This is a genomic window from Salegentibacter mishustinae, from assembly GCF_002900095.1.
Taxonomy (GTDB): Bacteria; Bacteroidota; Bacteroidia; order Flavobacteriales; family Flavobacteriaceae; genus Salegentibacter; species Salegentibacter mishustinae.
This window is the reverse complement of the sequence record NZ_LLKN01000001.1, coordinates 360,661-379,949: the sequence shown is the minus strand read 5'-3', so window position 1 is coordinate 379,949 and position 19,289 is coordinate 360,661. Positions and strand designations below refer to the sequence as shown.

Genomic DNA, 19,289 nt, shown 5'->3' with positions numbered 1-19,289 from the left:
CAATTTAGGTCGATATACGAGAAAAAGTAATTCAGGACTATTTTAAAAAAATTAGTCTTTTCTAATAATCACCTTTTTAGCATAATCTCCGGAGTCAGTGTAAACTTTCACTATGTAAACAGCCGAGCTTAAAGATTTTTTCTGTGGAACATGAATTTCTTTAAGGTCGGGTATTCCAAAGTGTTGATCTACCAGTTGCCCTGCTATATTATAGATATTAATATGCTCAATTTTATGAAGTTCAGGATTACTAATTACAAATTCTCGATTGTCTAAAGAGTAATAATAATCTATTGGTCCTTCACCAGGTTCTTTATCTTTTCTAGTGGAAGTTACATCGTGAAAAACAATTTCATATAAATCCTGGTATTCTCCAGCAGGTAAACTGGCTTTAAAAGCTTCTTCTCTTAAATCGTGATAAGTGCTGTCGCTGTTATCGCGCAAGTAAATATCAATGATATCGGGCACATTCTCGAGTTCCCCAATTTCTATACTGAATTCTTTTTCATCGGCAATTATAAGGCCAATGGGTAGTTTTTGATCTAAATTGAAATTAGGGACTCCCTGTATAACATACCTACTATCATTAATCATCCAGTACATATCTTCGGGACCTTTATCTATTAAGGGTGCATCAAAACCTAAATCAAAACCCTGACTGGTTCTAGAGTCTGCACCAACTAAAACTTCCCTATGGTAGCCAGTAGGAGAATGAAATTCCAATCTGATTTTATATCGATTATCCGCTCTTTTTTCTTCAAAATTCTTATTGGTTTTGGAAGTGTTCAGAGGCTTCAAAAAGAAAGAAGAACTTTGTCCTCGCTCGATTACAAACGAACGCTGGCTATTTTTAAAAACAATTTTACCGGTGCCAAAATCATCAGTATCACTCGATGATGCATCTGGGGTAGTATTAACGAAGAAACCCTGCCCTACAGGAATATAAGGGCCAGCTTTTTTAGTACTCCGAGCTCCTGAAGCATTGATCCTTGAATCATTTGAGATTGCCGAAACTCCATCAATTAAATTTCGCACAGCGTAGCCTCCTACATATTGTGCCAGATAATGGGTATGCCCCCCGAAATGATCCCAGAAATAAACGGCACCGTTTAGTAGGTTCTTATTATTTCGGCCGGCGCCATCTTTAATATTATCCAATATAAATTCTTCAACACTTATTGCCGAAGGATAAGGATTACCTAAAAGATAATTTTGCCCAGGTTTAATTTCACTAACTTCTATTGTACCATTATTTGGAAAGCCACTAAAAGTATAGTTCTGCTTATCATTTATACTAGCTTCTCCAGATGTGCCTTTCATTGTATAACCCTCTCCGGGCTTTAAAGCAGTGTAGCTTCCTATTTGCTCCCATTGACTGTATTCGTTGGCTTTTCTGGCTCTAAAAGCATTAATCCAGTAATCACTTATTTTAATAGGATTTGCTTTTTGTCCATCGGCATGGGTATGAGCCCATTTGAAGTTTATGTTTTGAAATTCCCTGGTACCCACGGTAGATCCGTCTCTCAACACCTGATTAACCTTATAGTTTTGGCTATTAGAATTTGGTAAAACAGGAGAACTCCAGTAATTATAATTATAGCTACTCGCAGTTCCTTGTTGATCCCTTTCCACTCCGCCGGAACCACTAATTTCACTACCCTCTGTTTGTATTAATTGTGATTCACCGTTAAGATCAATATAGCCATTAAGCTCCAGATAATGAGTAATGGTTAAAGCGTTTCCGGTTCCAAATCCTGTCTGGCTACCACCCATATTATTCTCACCTTCCATATTTAAGATGCCGTTTTCAGAAATTAGGGCTAATAAATTTATATTATTTTGGTTATTTTGAGTGGCTGGATTTTTTATGTCTTCAGAAAGCTTAACGATATTCCAGGTTATTCTACTATTATCGATTCCCTGGCTGCCGGGTGGATTCCAAACGTCCCTTTGACTTATATTTTGACCATTTATTTGGTTCGGTAATTTCCAGGTTGGCTTATTAAACCACTCTTGTCCACTTGTATAAAGTATATAGGGAAGTGGAGCAGTGTTTTCCTGCATTTCCTGTATGTTTTTTAGTAAACCATGGGCTGATTGGCCTACGCTACCAAGGTTATCTGTAAATCCATCACTAATTAGGTTATTTTGAGCAAGAAGTTGATAATACCCCAATAAATTGTTCCAGGAAATCTTTTCAGGGGCATTGGGCAGGTTTAAGTTGTTTCCTAATACTGTGCCGCTCACATTTGAATTCTCCTTTTCAAGACGTTGATTCATGAAAAATCTTATTTGTTCGCTTGAGATTGCTGTATTCCAAAGCCTAACTTCTTCAATGAAACCATTAAAATGATCTTTCGTTTCTTTATTGGTTGAAGGTGAATATGTGGCACCAATTAAAAATGGAGCATCAAAATTGCCAGATCCTCCAGGAATGTTATTGGTATTTGTTTGAATCTCTATGCCGTCTACAAATAAACTCATTTTAGAGTCAGAATATACTCCTGCAATATGATACCAGCGATTTGTAGTTATTTTTTTTGAAGAAGTTACACTTTTATTTCTAACCCTAAAACTGGGGGAACCATTATTAAGAATAAGATCGTATCCCAGGTTGGGTTCTTCTTCAATTCGTTTGGAGATGATAGTGTTCACTCCCGAAATATTGTTTGGTTTCACCCATGCTTCTATTGAGAAGTCACTTCCGGCCATGGTGTAATTATTGCCAGCGTTAACGTAATCATCATCACCGTCAAAATTTAACTTGCTACATGTAGGTGGAAAAGTAACTTCAATTTCTGTTGATACATTACATGATGGATTTGCTGCTGAGGCAACACTCCAGGTTAAAGTATAGGTTTGACCCGATTGGCCGGTAAATGTTGTGTTTGGATTGCCTGGATCTCCCAGTAGAGCTGTTTCACCATTATTGTAAGACCAGGAGCCTGAGCCAATTTCTGGGTCTATTGGAGATGCAGCGAGCCATACAGACTGGATACCACATTCTGAAATTTCAGGAACTTCTCCTGCGTTTATTTCTGGAGGAGTTAGAGTAGTAAAAGTTTTAACTTCAGCGGCACAGTTTTCACTTGAGCTTATCAAGAAGGTATATCCTTTACCTCCTTGCAAACCTGAAACAATAAATCTTCCTGTATTAATGTCGTAAATAATTTGTTCCTGTCCTAAGCTAATTTCATTTCCTGCGGAGTCAAGAATGTCAAGTACATAAGGAATATTTTCAGCATCTACTGTTTCCTCAGCAAAAAGTCCACCTTGAACAGGAATGGCCACTACAGTCCCATATTCATCAAAACAGGAAGCTTCCTCCAGTTGTATAGGATTTTCTACCAGAAGTTCTTCCGGCTGTAAAATGCTTATGGTATCAGATGTTACTACGCAGGATTTTGCATCTGTAACATCTACATAATAATCTCCTGCTTGTAGATTTTGAGCTATTCTTCCTGTTTGACCGTCGCTCCAGACGTAAGTAAAAGGTCCTGTGCCTGTGTTTTCTAAAATATTGACTTCTATTTTTCCATCATTTCCTTCGAAACAGCTAACATTTTTTGATACTAGTTCTAATTCCGGACTAATGTTGAAAATTATATTTATAGTATCGCTAACGGTTTCGCAAACAGCACCTGTATCTTGATTTGAAGTTAATACTAATGCAATTTCTCCCGAAGAAATTTCGTTTTCACTAGGATTATATGTCGTGTTAATAGTATTTGGGTCGGTAAATCTAGAATTGTCTCCGTTAATGGTGCTCCAAAAGCCTGAGTTTATTGTTGGATGATTTATGGAAGCTGTAGATAGATCTATATTAGGATTGTTAGAACAAATTTCTAAGTTTTCACCTGCAAAAACTACCGCTTTTTCTATTACTTCTACCGTGGTTGTTTTAGATTCAATATCACATCCGTAGTAATCTGTAATCTTAAGTTCGTAGTCTTCGGTACTCATTGCTATAGTTGCATTCGGAATTTGAATAGTGTCAGCTTCGGCGAGACCATCCTCATTTTCAGCTACGATAGTTTTTGAAAAGCCATCTGGACCAGTCCATTCAAAGGTAACAGGAAAACGTCCTCCTTCGGTGATCTCTGAATAGAATTCAATAGTCTCACCCTCACAAACAGGCCCATTGTCTGAAAATTCAAAACTGAGCTCTGTGGATTGTAACTCAGCAAAGGAGATATCGTCTATTCCAAAGTCGTTACCATCAGTTGCATCATTATTATTATCAATTCTTAAGATAATACTTGTAGCATTTCCAGAATTCCAAGCTCGAATATTATAAATTGGGAGCCATTGTCCTGCGGGATAACCTCTTTGAGTGGTTTCATCAAAGAAGCTAACAGCTAGCCCAACTTGTTCAAAGCTTGCACCGCCGTCTGTACTAATATAAAATTGTAATTCCGGGTTTGCGTGCTTTTCTTTCCTATAAACTAAATTCATACCATATGCACGAAAGTAATAATCGGTATTCGGTTTAATATCGTCAATAGTTTGTTCCCAGATTAGAGTATTAACATCTTTATCATCGCTGTTGATGATAAGATACTTGTCGTTGCCTTGCCCGGGAGTATGGTCTCCAGCACTTGTAAATGCAGAATGATAAAGATTAGCGTTATTCCCCACCAAATATGTTCCTTCTTCCACCAATCCTCTTGGCTCATTTCGAAAGTAGGTGTGGTCAGTTCGAGATGGAGACAAATCTCTCTCAGAATTTCCTTTTTCGAAAGTTCCATTTTGAACAAGATTTTTAGATATAGGAAGGGAAGCTTCTGCGGTGCAACCAAAGCTATCAGTGACAGTAACATAATAAGTGGAAGCTAAATCAACTTCAATTGAGCTATGACTACTGTCTACGTAATTTATATCACCATCATTAATACCCTGTCCTCTCCATTCGTAATCTACGATATTATCTACTCCTTCTACAGAAAGAATAATAGTGTTTTCCTTTCCTTCAACTCCTTCATAAAAGCAATAATCTGCAACAATTTGGGGTTGTAGTGGCTCTCGTACGATGACGGTCACAGAATTTTGCCCTGTATTACAATTATCACCGCTTTCAATTCCCTCATAGGTATAAGTTGCGGTAAAAGTTGTGGTTTTATTTATAGTGCCAATATCAGCTGGCAAAAGATTAGCTTTTCCTTCAACTTCATCACCCCAGTTTGGATCATCAGATCGGGTCCAGGTGATAGTAGGGGGAGCAGTTCCAACTCCGGTGACTTTAATGTTGTTTAGCGCCCAATAACGATCTCTCCAACCTCCCTCATAACGAAAACGTATTCTAACATTTTCCAGGTTTCCTGGAATTGTGAATTCTTCGTGCCTGAAATCGCTTGGACTGCCCACGTTACTTGTAAATGGCAAAGAACTGTTCAAAGACCTCCAACTAACACCATCTGCTTTATATTCAATGTGGCCCTGTCCATATTCATTATCGAAATAATGATAAAAAGACAAAACAACATCTTCCTGTCCTACGGTGCTAAAACTACTACTGCTTTTTAATGTTAAAGTTGAGTTTGTATTGCCACTAGCGTCTAAAAGTAAAAAACTGGAATTATCATTTGACTGAAATAAAATATTTGTATCTGAAGAACATAGCCCAAATAGTTCTTCCCAAAATCCACATTCGTCCACATATGCCAAAGACCCATTTACACCTTCTTCCCAGTTTTTTCCTTGTGAGGTGTTCCATAAATTTAAACCATCAAGATTTAAATCTAATTGATTTTGACTTGTTTCGAAGTTTATGGAAGAATTAGAATATAGATTTATAGAATTAGGGTCAGCCGGGCTACTTGGATGACAAATTTCAATTTCATCTACTGCATCGGATTGTGTTTGACTAGACATTGATACCGTTGCATCAACTAGAGGAGCAGGTTTTACAGTCACAAAAATACTTTCCTTACTAGCTTCACAATTCTTATAATTCATCGTGTAGATGAATTCTACGTCTTTAGGATTAGCGGTATTGTTAGTAAGTGTAGTTTGCACGCTGCCTAAACCTGAAGTTTTACTGGCTGATATACCATCTTGGGGAACTATCTCCCATATTAAATTAGCTCCTGAAACATTCGTGTAGTTATTGGCTGTAAAAGGAGCCGTACTACACCTCTCATAAGTCTTGTCTCCTTTTAATTGTGGCTTCGGCAAAATAGGGGTTGTTATAATAATTTTTTCTTCTTCTCCTGCTATGCACCCATTAACTGCCTGTATTTTTATTTCAAATTGAACATCGATCGTTTCATCAGTTGTGTTTGTGAAAGACTCCTGTATGTTTCCTTCACCACTTAAAGAGCCTGTTAGACCTTCAATTTCAGGACGTTTCCAATAATATTTTTCTATCGGGATGTTACTTTCGAATTCATATTCGAAAACTCCTCCCGAGCAAACTTCAGAAACTGTTAGGGGGCTTGTTAGTTGCGGCTTAATCTTATCAACAATTACCTCTTTTATAAGAGCGCAACCTGCATCGCTTTGTCCTTTTATATAATAAGTTCCAAGGCTTAGCTCGGTAGGGTTATTTATTTCTATTGTAGCATCCTCATCTTCCCAGTAAGTATAGTTAAGGGAAGAATTATTTTTAATTGTTGGATCTGTAAGGTCTATAGACTCAGGACAATTAGGTAAGTTTATTTCAAATTCGGGAGTTGGATTAACTGTGATCTTAACAGGAATAGTAGTTCCGGTACAACCATCAGCTTCTGGGGTGATATTATAAGTAACTATCTGCGATGTAGAAGAGTTATTAACTAATTGTTGCTGAATCAATTTTTCATCAGCAATTTCGAAATTACCATCTTCGGCGCCTGTTATAGCTGTTGGAGCATCAACTGTCCAGGTATAACTCGTGTTCGCTACCGGACTGGATATTAAAAGGTCAGTTTGTGCTTCAGAGCAAATTTGCTTGGTATAGGAGGTGTTTACCACCGGACTAGGTTTTACGGTTATTGGAACTTCTACTGTCTCCCCAATGCAACCATTATCTTTAGGAGTGATTTTTATAGTGGCATTTAAAAGCGATTCTGTATTATTTATCGGAGTAAAAACCGGAATTTCAGCAACACCAGATTTATTGGAAAGACCTATAGATGCACCACCAGAAATATCATAAGTAATTCCGTTAAAATTTCCATTTATAGGAATTGCTTCAGTTGGCACCCCATTACAAAGCTCAGGTATCTCCAGGATTTCTAGTTCTGGATTTGGTTTTACTTCAATAGTAAAGGTTTCGGAAATCCCCTCGCAATTATTTGCGGTGGGAGTTAAGGTTATAGTCGCTGTAATGCTTTGGGTTGTGCTATTAGTAGCTGTAAAGCTTTCAATATTACCTTGTCCGCTAGCCGAAAGACCTATGCTGGTATTATCGTTAATCCAAACTCTACTAGTTCCTGAAACTGAAGCTCCTGGAAAATTTATTTTGTCTATTGTTTCTCCTGCGCAAACTACTATATTTTCAGGCTTAGTAATAGTTGGGGTTGGATTAATAGTTATTTGGAATTTTTTTTCTTTACCCTGACAGTTTCCACCAAAGGGGACTACTGTAAAATCAACAACTACCGGATCGCTACTATTGTTTTTAGCAGTAAAAGCAGCGATATTACCGGTCCCGCTTGAAGGCAGGCCAATATCTGTGCTACTATTTTTTTGGTAAGACCATTGATACGAGGTAGCATTTGCTCCTGAGAAATTAATTTCAGGAACTATTTCTGTATTACAGAATGCGCTGTTATTTATGGCCGGAATTTCTACTGTGGGTTCAGGAATTATAATTTCTTGTGTGGCTGTAACAGAATTTTCTGAATCATCGGTAAATTTCCAGGTAATAATAAAAGTTCCATAGGTGTCATAACTTAATGGATCGGAGGTAGTTCCGGTTATTTCTCCGTTACAATTATCGGTAGTAGTCGGGAAATTGATGATTTCATCTTCGCACGTCCATTCAAGGGCAGGTATTGTTGGCGTTTCAGGATTTATATTATCATCTACGGTAACGGTAGCTGTTTTTGAAGCTGAATTTCCATTCTCGTCGGTAGCGGTAAGGGTAACGGTGTTGTTACCAATATTGGAGCAATCGAAACTGCTGGTATCTAAACTAAGATTTTGGATTCCACAGGCATCGTTCGAACCATTGTCAATCTGAGCAGTGGTTATACTGGCCTTTCCGTTGGCATCTAACTCTACGGTAATGTTTTGGGTAATTACTTCAGGAGCAACTTTGTCTTCCACAGTAACGATAGCCGTTTCTGAAGTTGAGTTTCCATTTTCATCAGTAGCGGTAAGGGTAACGGTATTGTTACCAATATTGGAGCAATTAAAACTGCTGTTATCTAAACTAAGATTTTGGATTCCGCAGGCATCGTTCGAACCATTGTCAATCTGAGTAGTGGTTATACTGGCCTTTCCGTTGGCATCTAACTGTACGGTAATGTTTTGGGTAATTACTTCAGGAGCAACTTTGTCTTCCACAGTAACGATAGCCGTTTCCGAAGCTGTATTTCCATTTTCGTCGGTAGCGGTTAGGGTAACAGTATTGTTCCCAATATTGGAACAATTAAAACTGCTATTATCTAAACTAAGATTTTGAATTCCACAGGCATCGTTCGAACCATTGTTAATCTGAGCAGTGGTTATATTGGTCTCTCCATCGGTATCTAACTGTACGGTAATATTTTGGGTGATTACTTCAGGAGCAATATTATCTTCAACGGTAACGGTGGCAGTTTCCGAAGCTGTATTTCCATTTTCATCGGTAGCGGTTAACCTAACCGTATTAGTTCCCACATTACCGCAATCAAAGGTGGTTATATCCAGAGATAAATCCTGAATTCCACAGGCATCACTAGAGCCATTATCAATTTCAGACGTGGTTATATTAGCATTTCCGTTAGAATCTAGTTGAACTGTAATATTCTGTGTAATTACTTCGGGGTCTATATTATCTTCAAAGCCTACATTAAAACTTTCTGAACTTTTTTCGCCATTTGTATCGGTTACAGTTACAGTATATGCTCCTGGTGCAAGATTATTAATTTCTTCCCCTGACGATGTAAAACCATTAGGTCCTGACCAGGCATAGGTATAAGGAGATACACCGCCTGATGCACTTACTTTCAGTACTCCATCGCTTTTATCGCTACAACTAGCCTGGGAATTTTCAACTAAATTAATTGTAGGTGCTTCTTCAAGTAGAAAACCTACGAAAAATGATTTATCTTGAATTTGCTTTTCGGCAATAGGTTTTTCCGGGCCATACTTGATATTAGCCAAAACAGTGTTTTCGGAAAGTAGGTACAATCCGAAAATAAAAACCGCTAAGAAAATCCGGGGAGTAATTTTACCCATAGGCAACTAATTGCTTTTAGTGGGGGAAATTACACATAAAAAATTTCTTTTAACAAGAATTTAAATATAAATATGGATTTAAGTATCTAAAAACCAGTTAAAAGGCGGTTTTTTTAAGGCCGGCATTTTTTTTGTGAGAAAATTCTTTCTTAGTCCATGATAAACTTCTTGTCCTTATTTCCATTTTCGGTAATCAATTTTATGATATAAACGCTGGTATGCATAGGCCTAATATGGATAAGATATTCTTTTTGAGCAGGAATGTTCGTATAAGTTTGAATGAGTCTTCCCCCTAAATCAAAAAGGAGCACTTCCGAAATATCAATAAGATCTGGATTATCAATTATGAGTTCCCTTGTATTATGATTATAACCAAAATCTAATGAGGTGCTAAGTGGTGGCTTGTCAGGATTTTCGAGAGCTTCTTTGTTGCTAAATACTATTTCAAACCTGTCATTAAAAATTCCCGGCTCTGAAACTGCTAAATATTCTTCCGATCTAAGATTATGTATACTATCGTTTAATTTGTCATTTAAGTAAATGGGTAAAGTTTCTGGGTAATTGTCGATTTCCCCAGCTTCAATTTTTAATTGACCTTCTTCTTTAATTTTAATACCCAATGGCAACACCTGATCGGAATTGAAGTGGGAGACCGCCTGAATTACAAACTCATTATCCTGAATTAACCAGAACATGTCTTCAGGAATATCATCAATTAAAAGAGCATCGTAACCTAAATCAAAACCATTTGAGGTATAAGCATCAGCAGTTACTAAAATCTGTCTTTGGAAACCAAGCGGGGAGGTGAAATTCAGTCTTATTTTATATCTTGAATCTTCAGTCCTTACCGCTTTTTGGCTTTTAATAGGATAAATAGGCTTTAAAAATTGTGAGTCATTTGGATTTACCTCGGTAACAAATGCTCGTTGACCATTATTGAAGTTAACAGTGCCTCCTTGTATGATAATGCCATTACCAATTTCCGTATCTAAAGCAGTATTGATAAAAAATCCCTGACCAACCGGAACGAATTCTCCCGGTCTTTTAGTTCCTGAGGAGCCATCGTTATTAATACGTTCGTCTATAGAAGATGCAGATCTTACCGCCCCAGAAAGGTTTATAGTTGCATAACCTCCAATATATTCCCTCAAAATATGTGTGTTTTCGGGCCCAAAATGATCCCAGAAATATAATGCTCCGTTAAAAATGTTTTGGGAATTAGTAGCACCAGCCACTGTATTTTTATCAAGATTATCTAATATAAATTGTTTTGCTTCAATGGCCGATGGATATGGGTTTCCTATTAAACGGTTTTGGTTGGAGCCAATACTAACCCCAGTGACGGGCCCGTTATTTGGTAATCCCTTAAAAACGTAGTTTTGTGGAGTTGAAATCGCAACATCCCCCGAAGTCCCTTTCATGGTAAACCCATCGCCACTATTAAGCTGGCCATTTTCGCCTATCCATTTCCATTCTGCATAAACATTGGCAGTACCAAAAAATTTAAAAAGCCAGTAAGCACTTATACGTTTGGGACCGGTGTTATAATTATAATTGTCGGCATAGGTATGGTCATTAGCAAATGAAATATCCCGGGGATTGTTGGAATCAGTTCCATCCTTCAAGATACTTCTTATTGATCCACCAGTGTTGGAGACTCCTGCACTAACCGGGAAGCTCCAGTAATTATAATTATAGCTATTTGCTGTTCCTTGTTGATCTCGCTCCAGGTATCCAGAGCTGCTGGCATCAACAATACTTCCAATATCCTGAAGTAATTGAGATTCCCCGGTGAGATCTATACTTCCATCTAATTTTAAATAATGACTAATGCTTACATATTGTCCGGAATTAGTTTCATTGTGAGTTCCAGATGGGTTGAATATGTCCAGTTTACCCGTTTCTGATTTTAATCCTAAAAGGCGAATATTCTTATTTCCTGAATTAATATTGTGGGAAGTTCTAACAATATTCCAATCAATTGGAGCTCCATTTATACCGTTGCTGTTTGGTGCATCCCAAACATCGAAGTGTGTCCAGGTGTTAACGGTTGCCCAGTTTTGACCATCAATGCGTGAAGTATAGGGCAGGGGAGCGGTGTTTTCCTGAAAAGTTTCCATGTTTACCAATCTGCCAGGGTTCGTCGTAAGAGCGAGATCGGGAGTTGTTCCGTTTGCTACTAATGCTGGGTCCGCAAGTAGTTGGTAGTATCCTGCGAGATTGGTATAGCTTAGCCCGTTGGGAACAGGCATAGGTATTTCTACACCCATTTGTGTTCCATTGTTATAAAGTCGCTGGTTCATCATAAACCTAATTTGATCTACTGAAATCGCAGTTTCCCAGATTCGCACTTCTTCTATCCAGCCCGAAAAGTGATTTTCAGCCTCTTTTATTTCAGCATTCCATCTGGCACCTATTAGGGTTTTGGTTCCTGTGTTGGTACTATTGAAATTCCCCATATCTATTCCATCCACATATATTTTTCCGCCTGAAACAGCGATATGATACCAGCGGGAATTAGCATTTATGCCTCCCGGTAAATTTTCCATATTGATTTCAAAATTAGGTCCGCTAATAAGAGTGCCTGTTGAAGCTTCAGGGCGAATCCAGGCTTCTAAACTATAGTTTTCGGTATAAGTTTCGCCCAGGTCTATGTAATCATCTATACCATCGAAATTCAGGGCAATACAGCCTTCAAAGACCACATCTAAAGCTTCATAATTGGGTGTGCAAGCTTCATTTACTATTAAATTTCCGTCCTCATCGGTTTCAGTTGGTTCCAATACCCAGGTGATAGTATAATTCTCCGGACTTTGGGATTCTGAAGTAAAAATTGCATTCGGATTGTTTAAAGGTTCAACTTCATCTTCAGGGTCGATATTTGAAAATTCATAATCTTCGGGCCCTTCTACTACCCATTTTCCGATGTATCCATCTTTTGTTGGGTAGGAGGTGATTTCACCCTGAGTTTCACTGGTTACCGTGGCACTCAATTGGGCAGAATAAACACCACAGCTCCCGGTTTGAGCAGCTACGGTTGTAGTATATTGATCATAAACAAAAACCCTGATTTCTTCGTTATTGATGGCGGTAGCGCAAGAGCCACCAGTGTATTCTAAAGTGGTAGTAATTATAGAAACATTCCAGCCAATTTCGGTGGGCGTCCATAGCTCTGAATTATTGGTTCCAATAATTTTAGGCGCCTCAGGATCAGTGGTGTCTTCCCAAAGTACTCCAACATTTTGAGGGCCATCGGGCATAATAATATTATCCAGGGCCCACACATCACCATTTCTTACTCCAACGAAACTGAATTTTATTCTAAGGTTATTTTGTCCAATATAATTTCCGAGGTCGATTTCAATTTTGTTTTCTGGTCGGGAAGAAGGTGTTCCAGAGGCAAAATCATCATAATTGCCACTTGAAGGATCATTGTTGTTTGTATATAATGAAGTATAAGTATTGCCGCCATTTGTTGAAATTAAAACTTCAATGGAGGCTCCATCGGTAAGATTATAGGCCTGGTCAAAAGTTAAAATTCCCGAATCCATGCCATCGAGTGCAAAAACATTGGTTTCCATAGTCGAAGTATTATTCCCTGAAACCAGTGCGAAACCTTTGTTTCCATCATCCAAACCGTGATCGAATCTTTGTATGGAGGTGTTGTAGGGAGAAGAGAGATTTGCGGTGATAAATTCACGAGGCGTTACCCTTTTCCAAATATTTGGGTTGGTGTTATTAGCGCTGGTTTCAAAATTCTCTACCTCCCCATCGGAATTGGTAATCCTCCACCCGTGTTGATCTATAGCAGCATTGTCAAAATCGCCCCGGTCGTTTACTCCGTCACCAGATTCATAACCGGTTTCCGCAGTTAAAGTAACTTCGTCTCCCAGGCAAATTAGGTCTTCACTTACACTTACCGGGGCAGGCTCAATATCTGAGGAAATCACACTTAAAATCGCGGTTCTGCTTGTAACAGGTACATTACAAGCGCCATTTTTTATTTCTGCCTGAAAAATAAGGCTTTCATTACCAAGTAAATTTGCTATTACTGAGGAAGGAAGTGTAGTATCGGTTTCCCCCGGTATGGTTTGAAAAGTACCCTGAGCAGTTCTGTATTTCCATGCGGAAACCTGACCCGTATGTTCGGAAAGAACAAGATCTTCCAGGAACTCTGGATCCTGACAGGTGGTAAATAACCGGTCAAAACCTTTGAAATTTAATTCTCCGCCAATAGGATAATCGTCTACCTGTATAGAAACTGCTTCTGAAATTGTTTCTTCACAAACACCATTTTGCACTACGGCCCTGAATCCAGTGGTGGTAATAATATTTTCGTAAGAATAAATGGTGGAAATTTCGGATTCTTCCTGTATGACAGTTTCCCAGGTTACTCCTTTATTTTCAGAGAATTCCCAGCGAATTACTTCTCCGTTTATATCAGCAACGGAAACTTGTCCGGAATTGTTTCCAATACATACATTGGTTTCTCCGGTAATTGTTCCGGCATCACTGGGTTGGTCAAGCTGAATGGTGATTTCGGCTTCAGCAGTGCAATTTCCTGTGCCGGTTCCAATAACTTTATAGGTAGTTGTGATTTCCGGATTTATTTCAAGAGAGGCGGTTGCTCCAATTTCCTCTTCAGCCTCGTTATACCAAATAAAACTGTCAGCTCCTTCGGCAGTTAAAGTAACGGCAGATGCTGAGCAAACCAGGGTTTCTGAAGGGGTAATGGTTACAATGGGTAACTCGTGAATTATAAGCGTAATTTCTACATGGTCACTTTCACAAGCCTCAAGACTTTGGGAGACATAGTAGGTATATGTTCCTGGATTTTCAGTATTTGGAATTGGAGCTGCAGAAAGAAGGTTTTTCTCTTCATCATACCAATTTAAACCGGCTTCACCGTCGGCGACAGCTTCAAGAGCATTTGCTGTTTCTCCTTCGCAGTATTCTATAAGAGTCGTAGTTGCCGGTGATGCTGGTTTTTCCTTTATAGTTACACTAACTGCTATACGTTCACTTTCACAAACATCTGGGGTTTGAGTAACCCAATAAACAGTTTCACCTGGTTCATCTGTATTTGGAACCGGAGTTTCAGAAAAAGCATCATCTCCTGTTTCTGAGGCATACCAGGTAAGGTTTTCGCCATTAATCACAGTTAAAGCTGGAACTTCTTCGAACTGGCAGTATTCAAAATTTTCTACTGTTGGTTTTTCCGGAACTTCATTTAAACGTAATTGAAAAGGATTGGAGACTGCTGTAGCACAAGTAAACTCAGAAGGTCCCTCGATTTCTACATAATAATCTCCGTTGTATGCGGTAGTAATATTTACAATTTTTAGCGTGCTTTCGTATATGCCATTTTCGTCTGCCGGTAGTGTGGTAATAGTAATATTTGCATCAGCATCATCTACCGGCGTATTTCCTTCGTACCAGGTGAAATTTAGAGGAGCGCCATTTGCGTGTGCGATAAATTTCATGGTAATTTCCGAAAAACCATCGCCGCAGATTGGGACCGGAAATTGAGGTTCCTCTATTATGATATCTTCATCGACATTTAGGCTAACAGTATCAGAAATTACTTCGGTACAGGATTGAGCTCCTGTAACCACCACATAATAATCCCCGGCATTGGTAGAAGTAGTATTGCTAAAGCTAAGCGTCGCAGAAGTTGCACCATTTACAGTATTTCCATTTTTATACCATTGGTAATTGAGGTTATCCCCAATGGCGCTAACACTTAACTCGCTTGGTTGCGTAGAGCAAATTCCAACATTAAATGGTTGAGAAGTGATCTGTGGTTTTTTGAAAATTTCTATCGCCAGGTTTATAACTACTTCTTCGCAGGAATTTTCAGCAGGAATACTGTAAAATACCGTATGTGGTCCGCCGGTACTGGCTGCCGGATTTATGCTGCCATCTGCGTTTATGGCAAGACCGTTACTTCCCGAGAATGTCCCTTTTTGATATTCAACCGGAGTATCTATGAAAGTTACCGGTTGATCTTGCTCTACAGAAGTACAGAGGGCTGCATTTTCATAGCTTAGCGTTGCAAATGGCACTTCTGTTATAGTTGCTGAAGTATTTAGGATTACTGCTTCACATCCTCCCTGTCCCGGAATAGTGTATGCTATGCTGTAAATTCCCGGATTACTTTCGGCTGGGTTAATAGCTCCCGTTTCCTCATTAATAGAGAGTCCGGCGGGACTTGCTGTAAATGTTCCATCTTCATAATTGCCTACGGTACTGCTAAAGGTCACTTGCTGTAACTCAGTTTCGGAAGCGCAAATAAGTGTGTTGTAGCTTATCTCTGCCGATGGCAATTCTGTGATTGTTACATTTGTTTCAGTTTTCACCGGCTCGCATCCATTTATCTCTGGAGTAGTATAGGTTACCGTATAGGTTCCCGCTGAGCTGTTTTCCGGATTAATAGCCCCAGTTATTGCGTTTATCTCTAAACCTACCTCTGCGGAATAAGTACCACCCTGAATATTTTCATTCCCTGTAAGTTCAACCTCGAATGCTGTGGTTTGTGAATTGCAGACTTCTGTCGCCGGATATGTAATCGTAGGATTTGGCGCTTCGGTTATTATGATTTCGGTTATGAAATTATATGTTCCACAACCAGCGCCTTCTGGAGTAGTATAAGTTACCTCATAAGTGCCTGGATTACTGGTTGATGGATTAATTTCCCCAGTTTCAGAATTTATTTGCAAGCCAGTACCGGCAGAGAATGTTCCATTTTCATAATTTCCGCTACCATTTAGAGTTACTGATTGGATATTTTCATCGGAAGAACAGAAATAGGTGTCATTGTAGCTTAAATTAACCTCCGGTGCTGCAGTTATACTTACACTAGTGCTCAATTCAACACTTTCGCAACCAACTGCAGCCGGAATAATATAGCTTACTATATAATCGCCCGGATTACTATTCGCGGGAATAATAGCCCCTGAAGTTTCATCGATGCTTAGATCTGAAGGTGCTGCCGAGAAGCTTCCATTCGCTGTTGCGCCAACAGTATTTTCAAGACTTACTTGTTTGGTCTCAGTATCATCCTCACAAAACGCCGTTTGGACGTATACGAGATCTGCTGAAGGCACTGGATTAACGATAACCTCGTGGGTTCCTGAAATCGAATTTTCACATAATGGTTCTTCCAGGTATTGTGAACTTGTTAATTCGAAAGTAGTAGTAGAAGCTAAATTACCTGTATTTATAATGGCTTCTCCATTTTCATCCATATCTATAGATTTGGAGGCGCCATTTTCAGTATAGAAGATTCGGGTTTCAGGAGTTCCCTGGATATTAATTTGTGTCGCTGAATTTTCACAAATATCCTGATTCTCGGTTAAAAAAGTAGCTGTAGGGTCTTCTCGAAAAAATATAGTCATTTCGTCTTTCCCGGCACTACAAGCGCCACCCGGTTTTTCAGTGGTGAGGTAAAAGGTTACTTCTCCATTGCTTAAATCTGCTAAAGTCGGAGTATAAATAAATTCAAAATTGTCTACCTTTCCAGACGGTGTGTTAATTTGCGTCCCCGAAGAGGTCTCAATTCTTTCTATTTTTAGTTTTGCATTTCTAGAACCAAAAGCAACGTAGGCATTTAGGTTAACAGTATTTGTGAGGCTACACAAAACCATATCTTCCCCAAGATCGGCAATTACGTAGTCATCAATTGCTATTCCTCCAATTGTTTGCATTTCACTTTCCCCGCAAATGTTTACAGCTTGTACTGAAACACTTTCGTTTGCACTATAATTGGAATTTGCTGTGATATTTACAGTAATATTGGTAGTTCCTGCACCGCTTACAATATTCCATCCATTGGGTAAGCTCCATAAATATTCTTCGGCGTTCGGAACTTCAGCTATCCAGAATTTTACATTATTTAATGGAGGGCAAATTGCTGTGCTAGGCAAATTAGAAGATATAGCTAAAGGTTTTGCAGGGACAGCGGTGATGGAATTTATGGTTTTAGAAACTACTGCACTTTCTCCACAATTATTGCTTACGAAAACTTTTATATCTCCTGAAGTACCTGAAGCACTTACTTCTATACTATTGGTGTTTTCTCCTGAAGTGATTACCCAGCCCGAAGGTAATGACCATTCATATGAAGTAGCGTAGTTTATAACCGGAATACTATATTCCAATTGTGTTTCGTTTGAACAAACCTCTGCCGGGCCGGTTATTTCTGTGGTTCCAATTTCAGGGGCTGGCATATCTACGCTAACCGCCAATGTACTTGTAGAACCTTGTCCACAAAAATTACTGGGCACTACACTCACTTCTCCATTTTCTCCATAATTTCCGGCATTTACTATAATGCTATTTCCGGTTTCAGAGCCTGTAATCTCCCATCCTGGTGGGATAATCCAGGAATACTCTTCGGCTTCAGGCACTCCCGGAACAAAAAATTCTATTTGATCTCCCGGGCAAATTACATCATTGAGATTACTGTATGTTATACTTATTGCGCCTGTATTGGTGGGAGCGCCATCCTGCATCTCGACAGGTAAGCTTTGAGCTGCACTGGTACCACATGAATTTCTTGCTGACACTGTGATATTTCCACTTCCCGAAGTACCGGTTTGAATATTAACCTGTGGGATTGTAGTAATTTGCACGGGAATTCCCCAGGAAGAAGGGAAATTCCATACATATTCTTCCGAATTATTTACTGCATTTATTGAATAAGTTTCATTAGTGCCTGGGCAGACTTCTGTCGCTCCAGTTATGGTCCCGGGAACTCCGGGAGTACCAGGTTCTACATTTACAGCTAAACTTGAGCTAGCACTTTCGCCACAAGTATTTAGGGCTTTTACAGTAATTAGCCCGTTTCCTGAATTTCCAGTGATAATAGTTGTTTCTGGAATGCTCGTTGTTATGATATTTCCATTTCCCCATCCTGAAGGGAACGTCCATTCGTAAGATTCGGCCTTTGCTAAGGAATTTATACTGTAGGTTTCTTCTTCCCCAGGGCAAACCGATTCATTGCCTGAAATATTCCCTGGTTTAGCAGGAGCTCCGGGTTGTACATTTACGTAAATACTTTGTTCGCTATTGCCACACTCGCCTATGGCAATTACTTTTATAGCGCCACTGTTGGTTCCAGTGGTAAGTGTTATGGAAGAGGTATTGCTAGAACCGCTCCAGCCAACAGGTAATTCCCATTGATAAGCTATAGCGTTATTAACCTGGCTAATACTGTAAGTTTCGGAAGTCCCGGGACACACAAGAGTTGCTCCATTGATCCCAGAAGGTGTATCGGGAGCTGCCGGTCTTTCAGAAATAGTAATTTGATTACTCGAAAAATCATCGGTACAGGGATTACTTGAAGTAATAAAAAGCTGTACCAGATCACCTGAATTAAGTGGGGTGTTTAGAGTTGAGCTACTTCCCACACTAGTATTATTCACTCTCCAGTCATACACGGGATTATTACCGGCTTCAGAAATACTTGCAATGCTAAAATTTATATTCTCCCCCGGGCATACTGGATTTTCACTCGCTTGAATTACTACACTTCCCTGGCGAATGCTGTTCACCGTCATCTTAATAGGCTGAGAAATTTTTTGACAGTTTGTATCATCGTTTGATGTGATAATCACTCTTATTTCATCATTATTTTGTAAGGCTGAAGTATCGTAATTAGGTTGATTATCACCAACATTGTTATTGTTAATTTGCCATTGGTAATTTAAACCGGTTCCGCCATTAGTGGAAGCACTAAAGTTAACCTGGGTGTTTTCACAAATGGTTCTGCCTTCAGCTGCACTTATGCTAACCGAGGTAGGACAGGCCTGGGAATATCCATTTTTTGAAACTATAACAATAGAAAATACCAGTAATAGATAAAGAAGTAATTTTTTTCCCACAATAGTAATGTTTTAGAGCAATAATTACGTAGGCGGGGT

General features: G+C 39.1%; 2 protein-coding genes. Both read right to left on the bottom strand.

The features are described 5' to 3' along the window. Positions 1-51: 51 nt before the first annotated feature. Complete coding sequence (locus APB85_RS01800; protein ID WP_057480442.1) at positions 52-9,366, bottom strand: LamG-like jellyroll fold domain-containing protein; 9,315 nt, start codon at positions 9,364-9,366, stop codon at positions 52-54. 149 nt (positions 9,367-9,515) lie between these two features. Beyond that, on the bottom strand, positions 9,516-19,250 hold the full coding sequence (locus APB85_RS01795; protein WP_057480441.1) for a LamG-like jellyroll fold domain-containing protein: 9,735 nt from the start codon (positions 19,248-19,250) through the stop codon (positions 9,516-9,518). Positions 19,251-19,289: the final 39 nt, after the last annotated feature.

Excerpts from the sequence above, each read along its gene's own strand:
- APB85_RS01800 (WP_057480442.1), bottom strand. The coding sequence starts at position 9,366 with ATGGGTAAAATTACTCCCCGGATTTTCTTAGCGGTTTTTATTTTCGGA.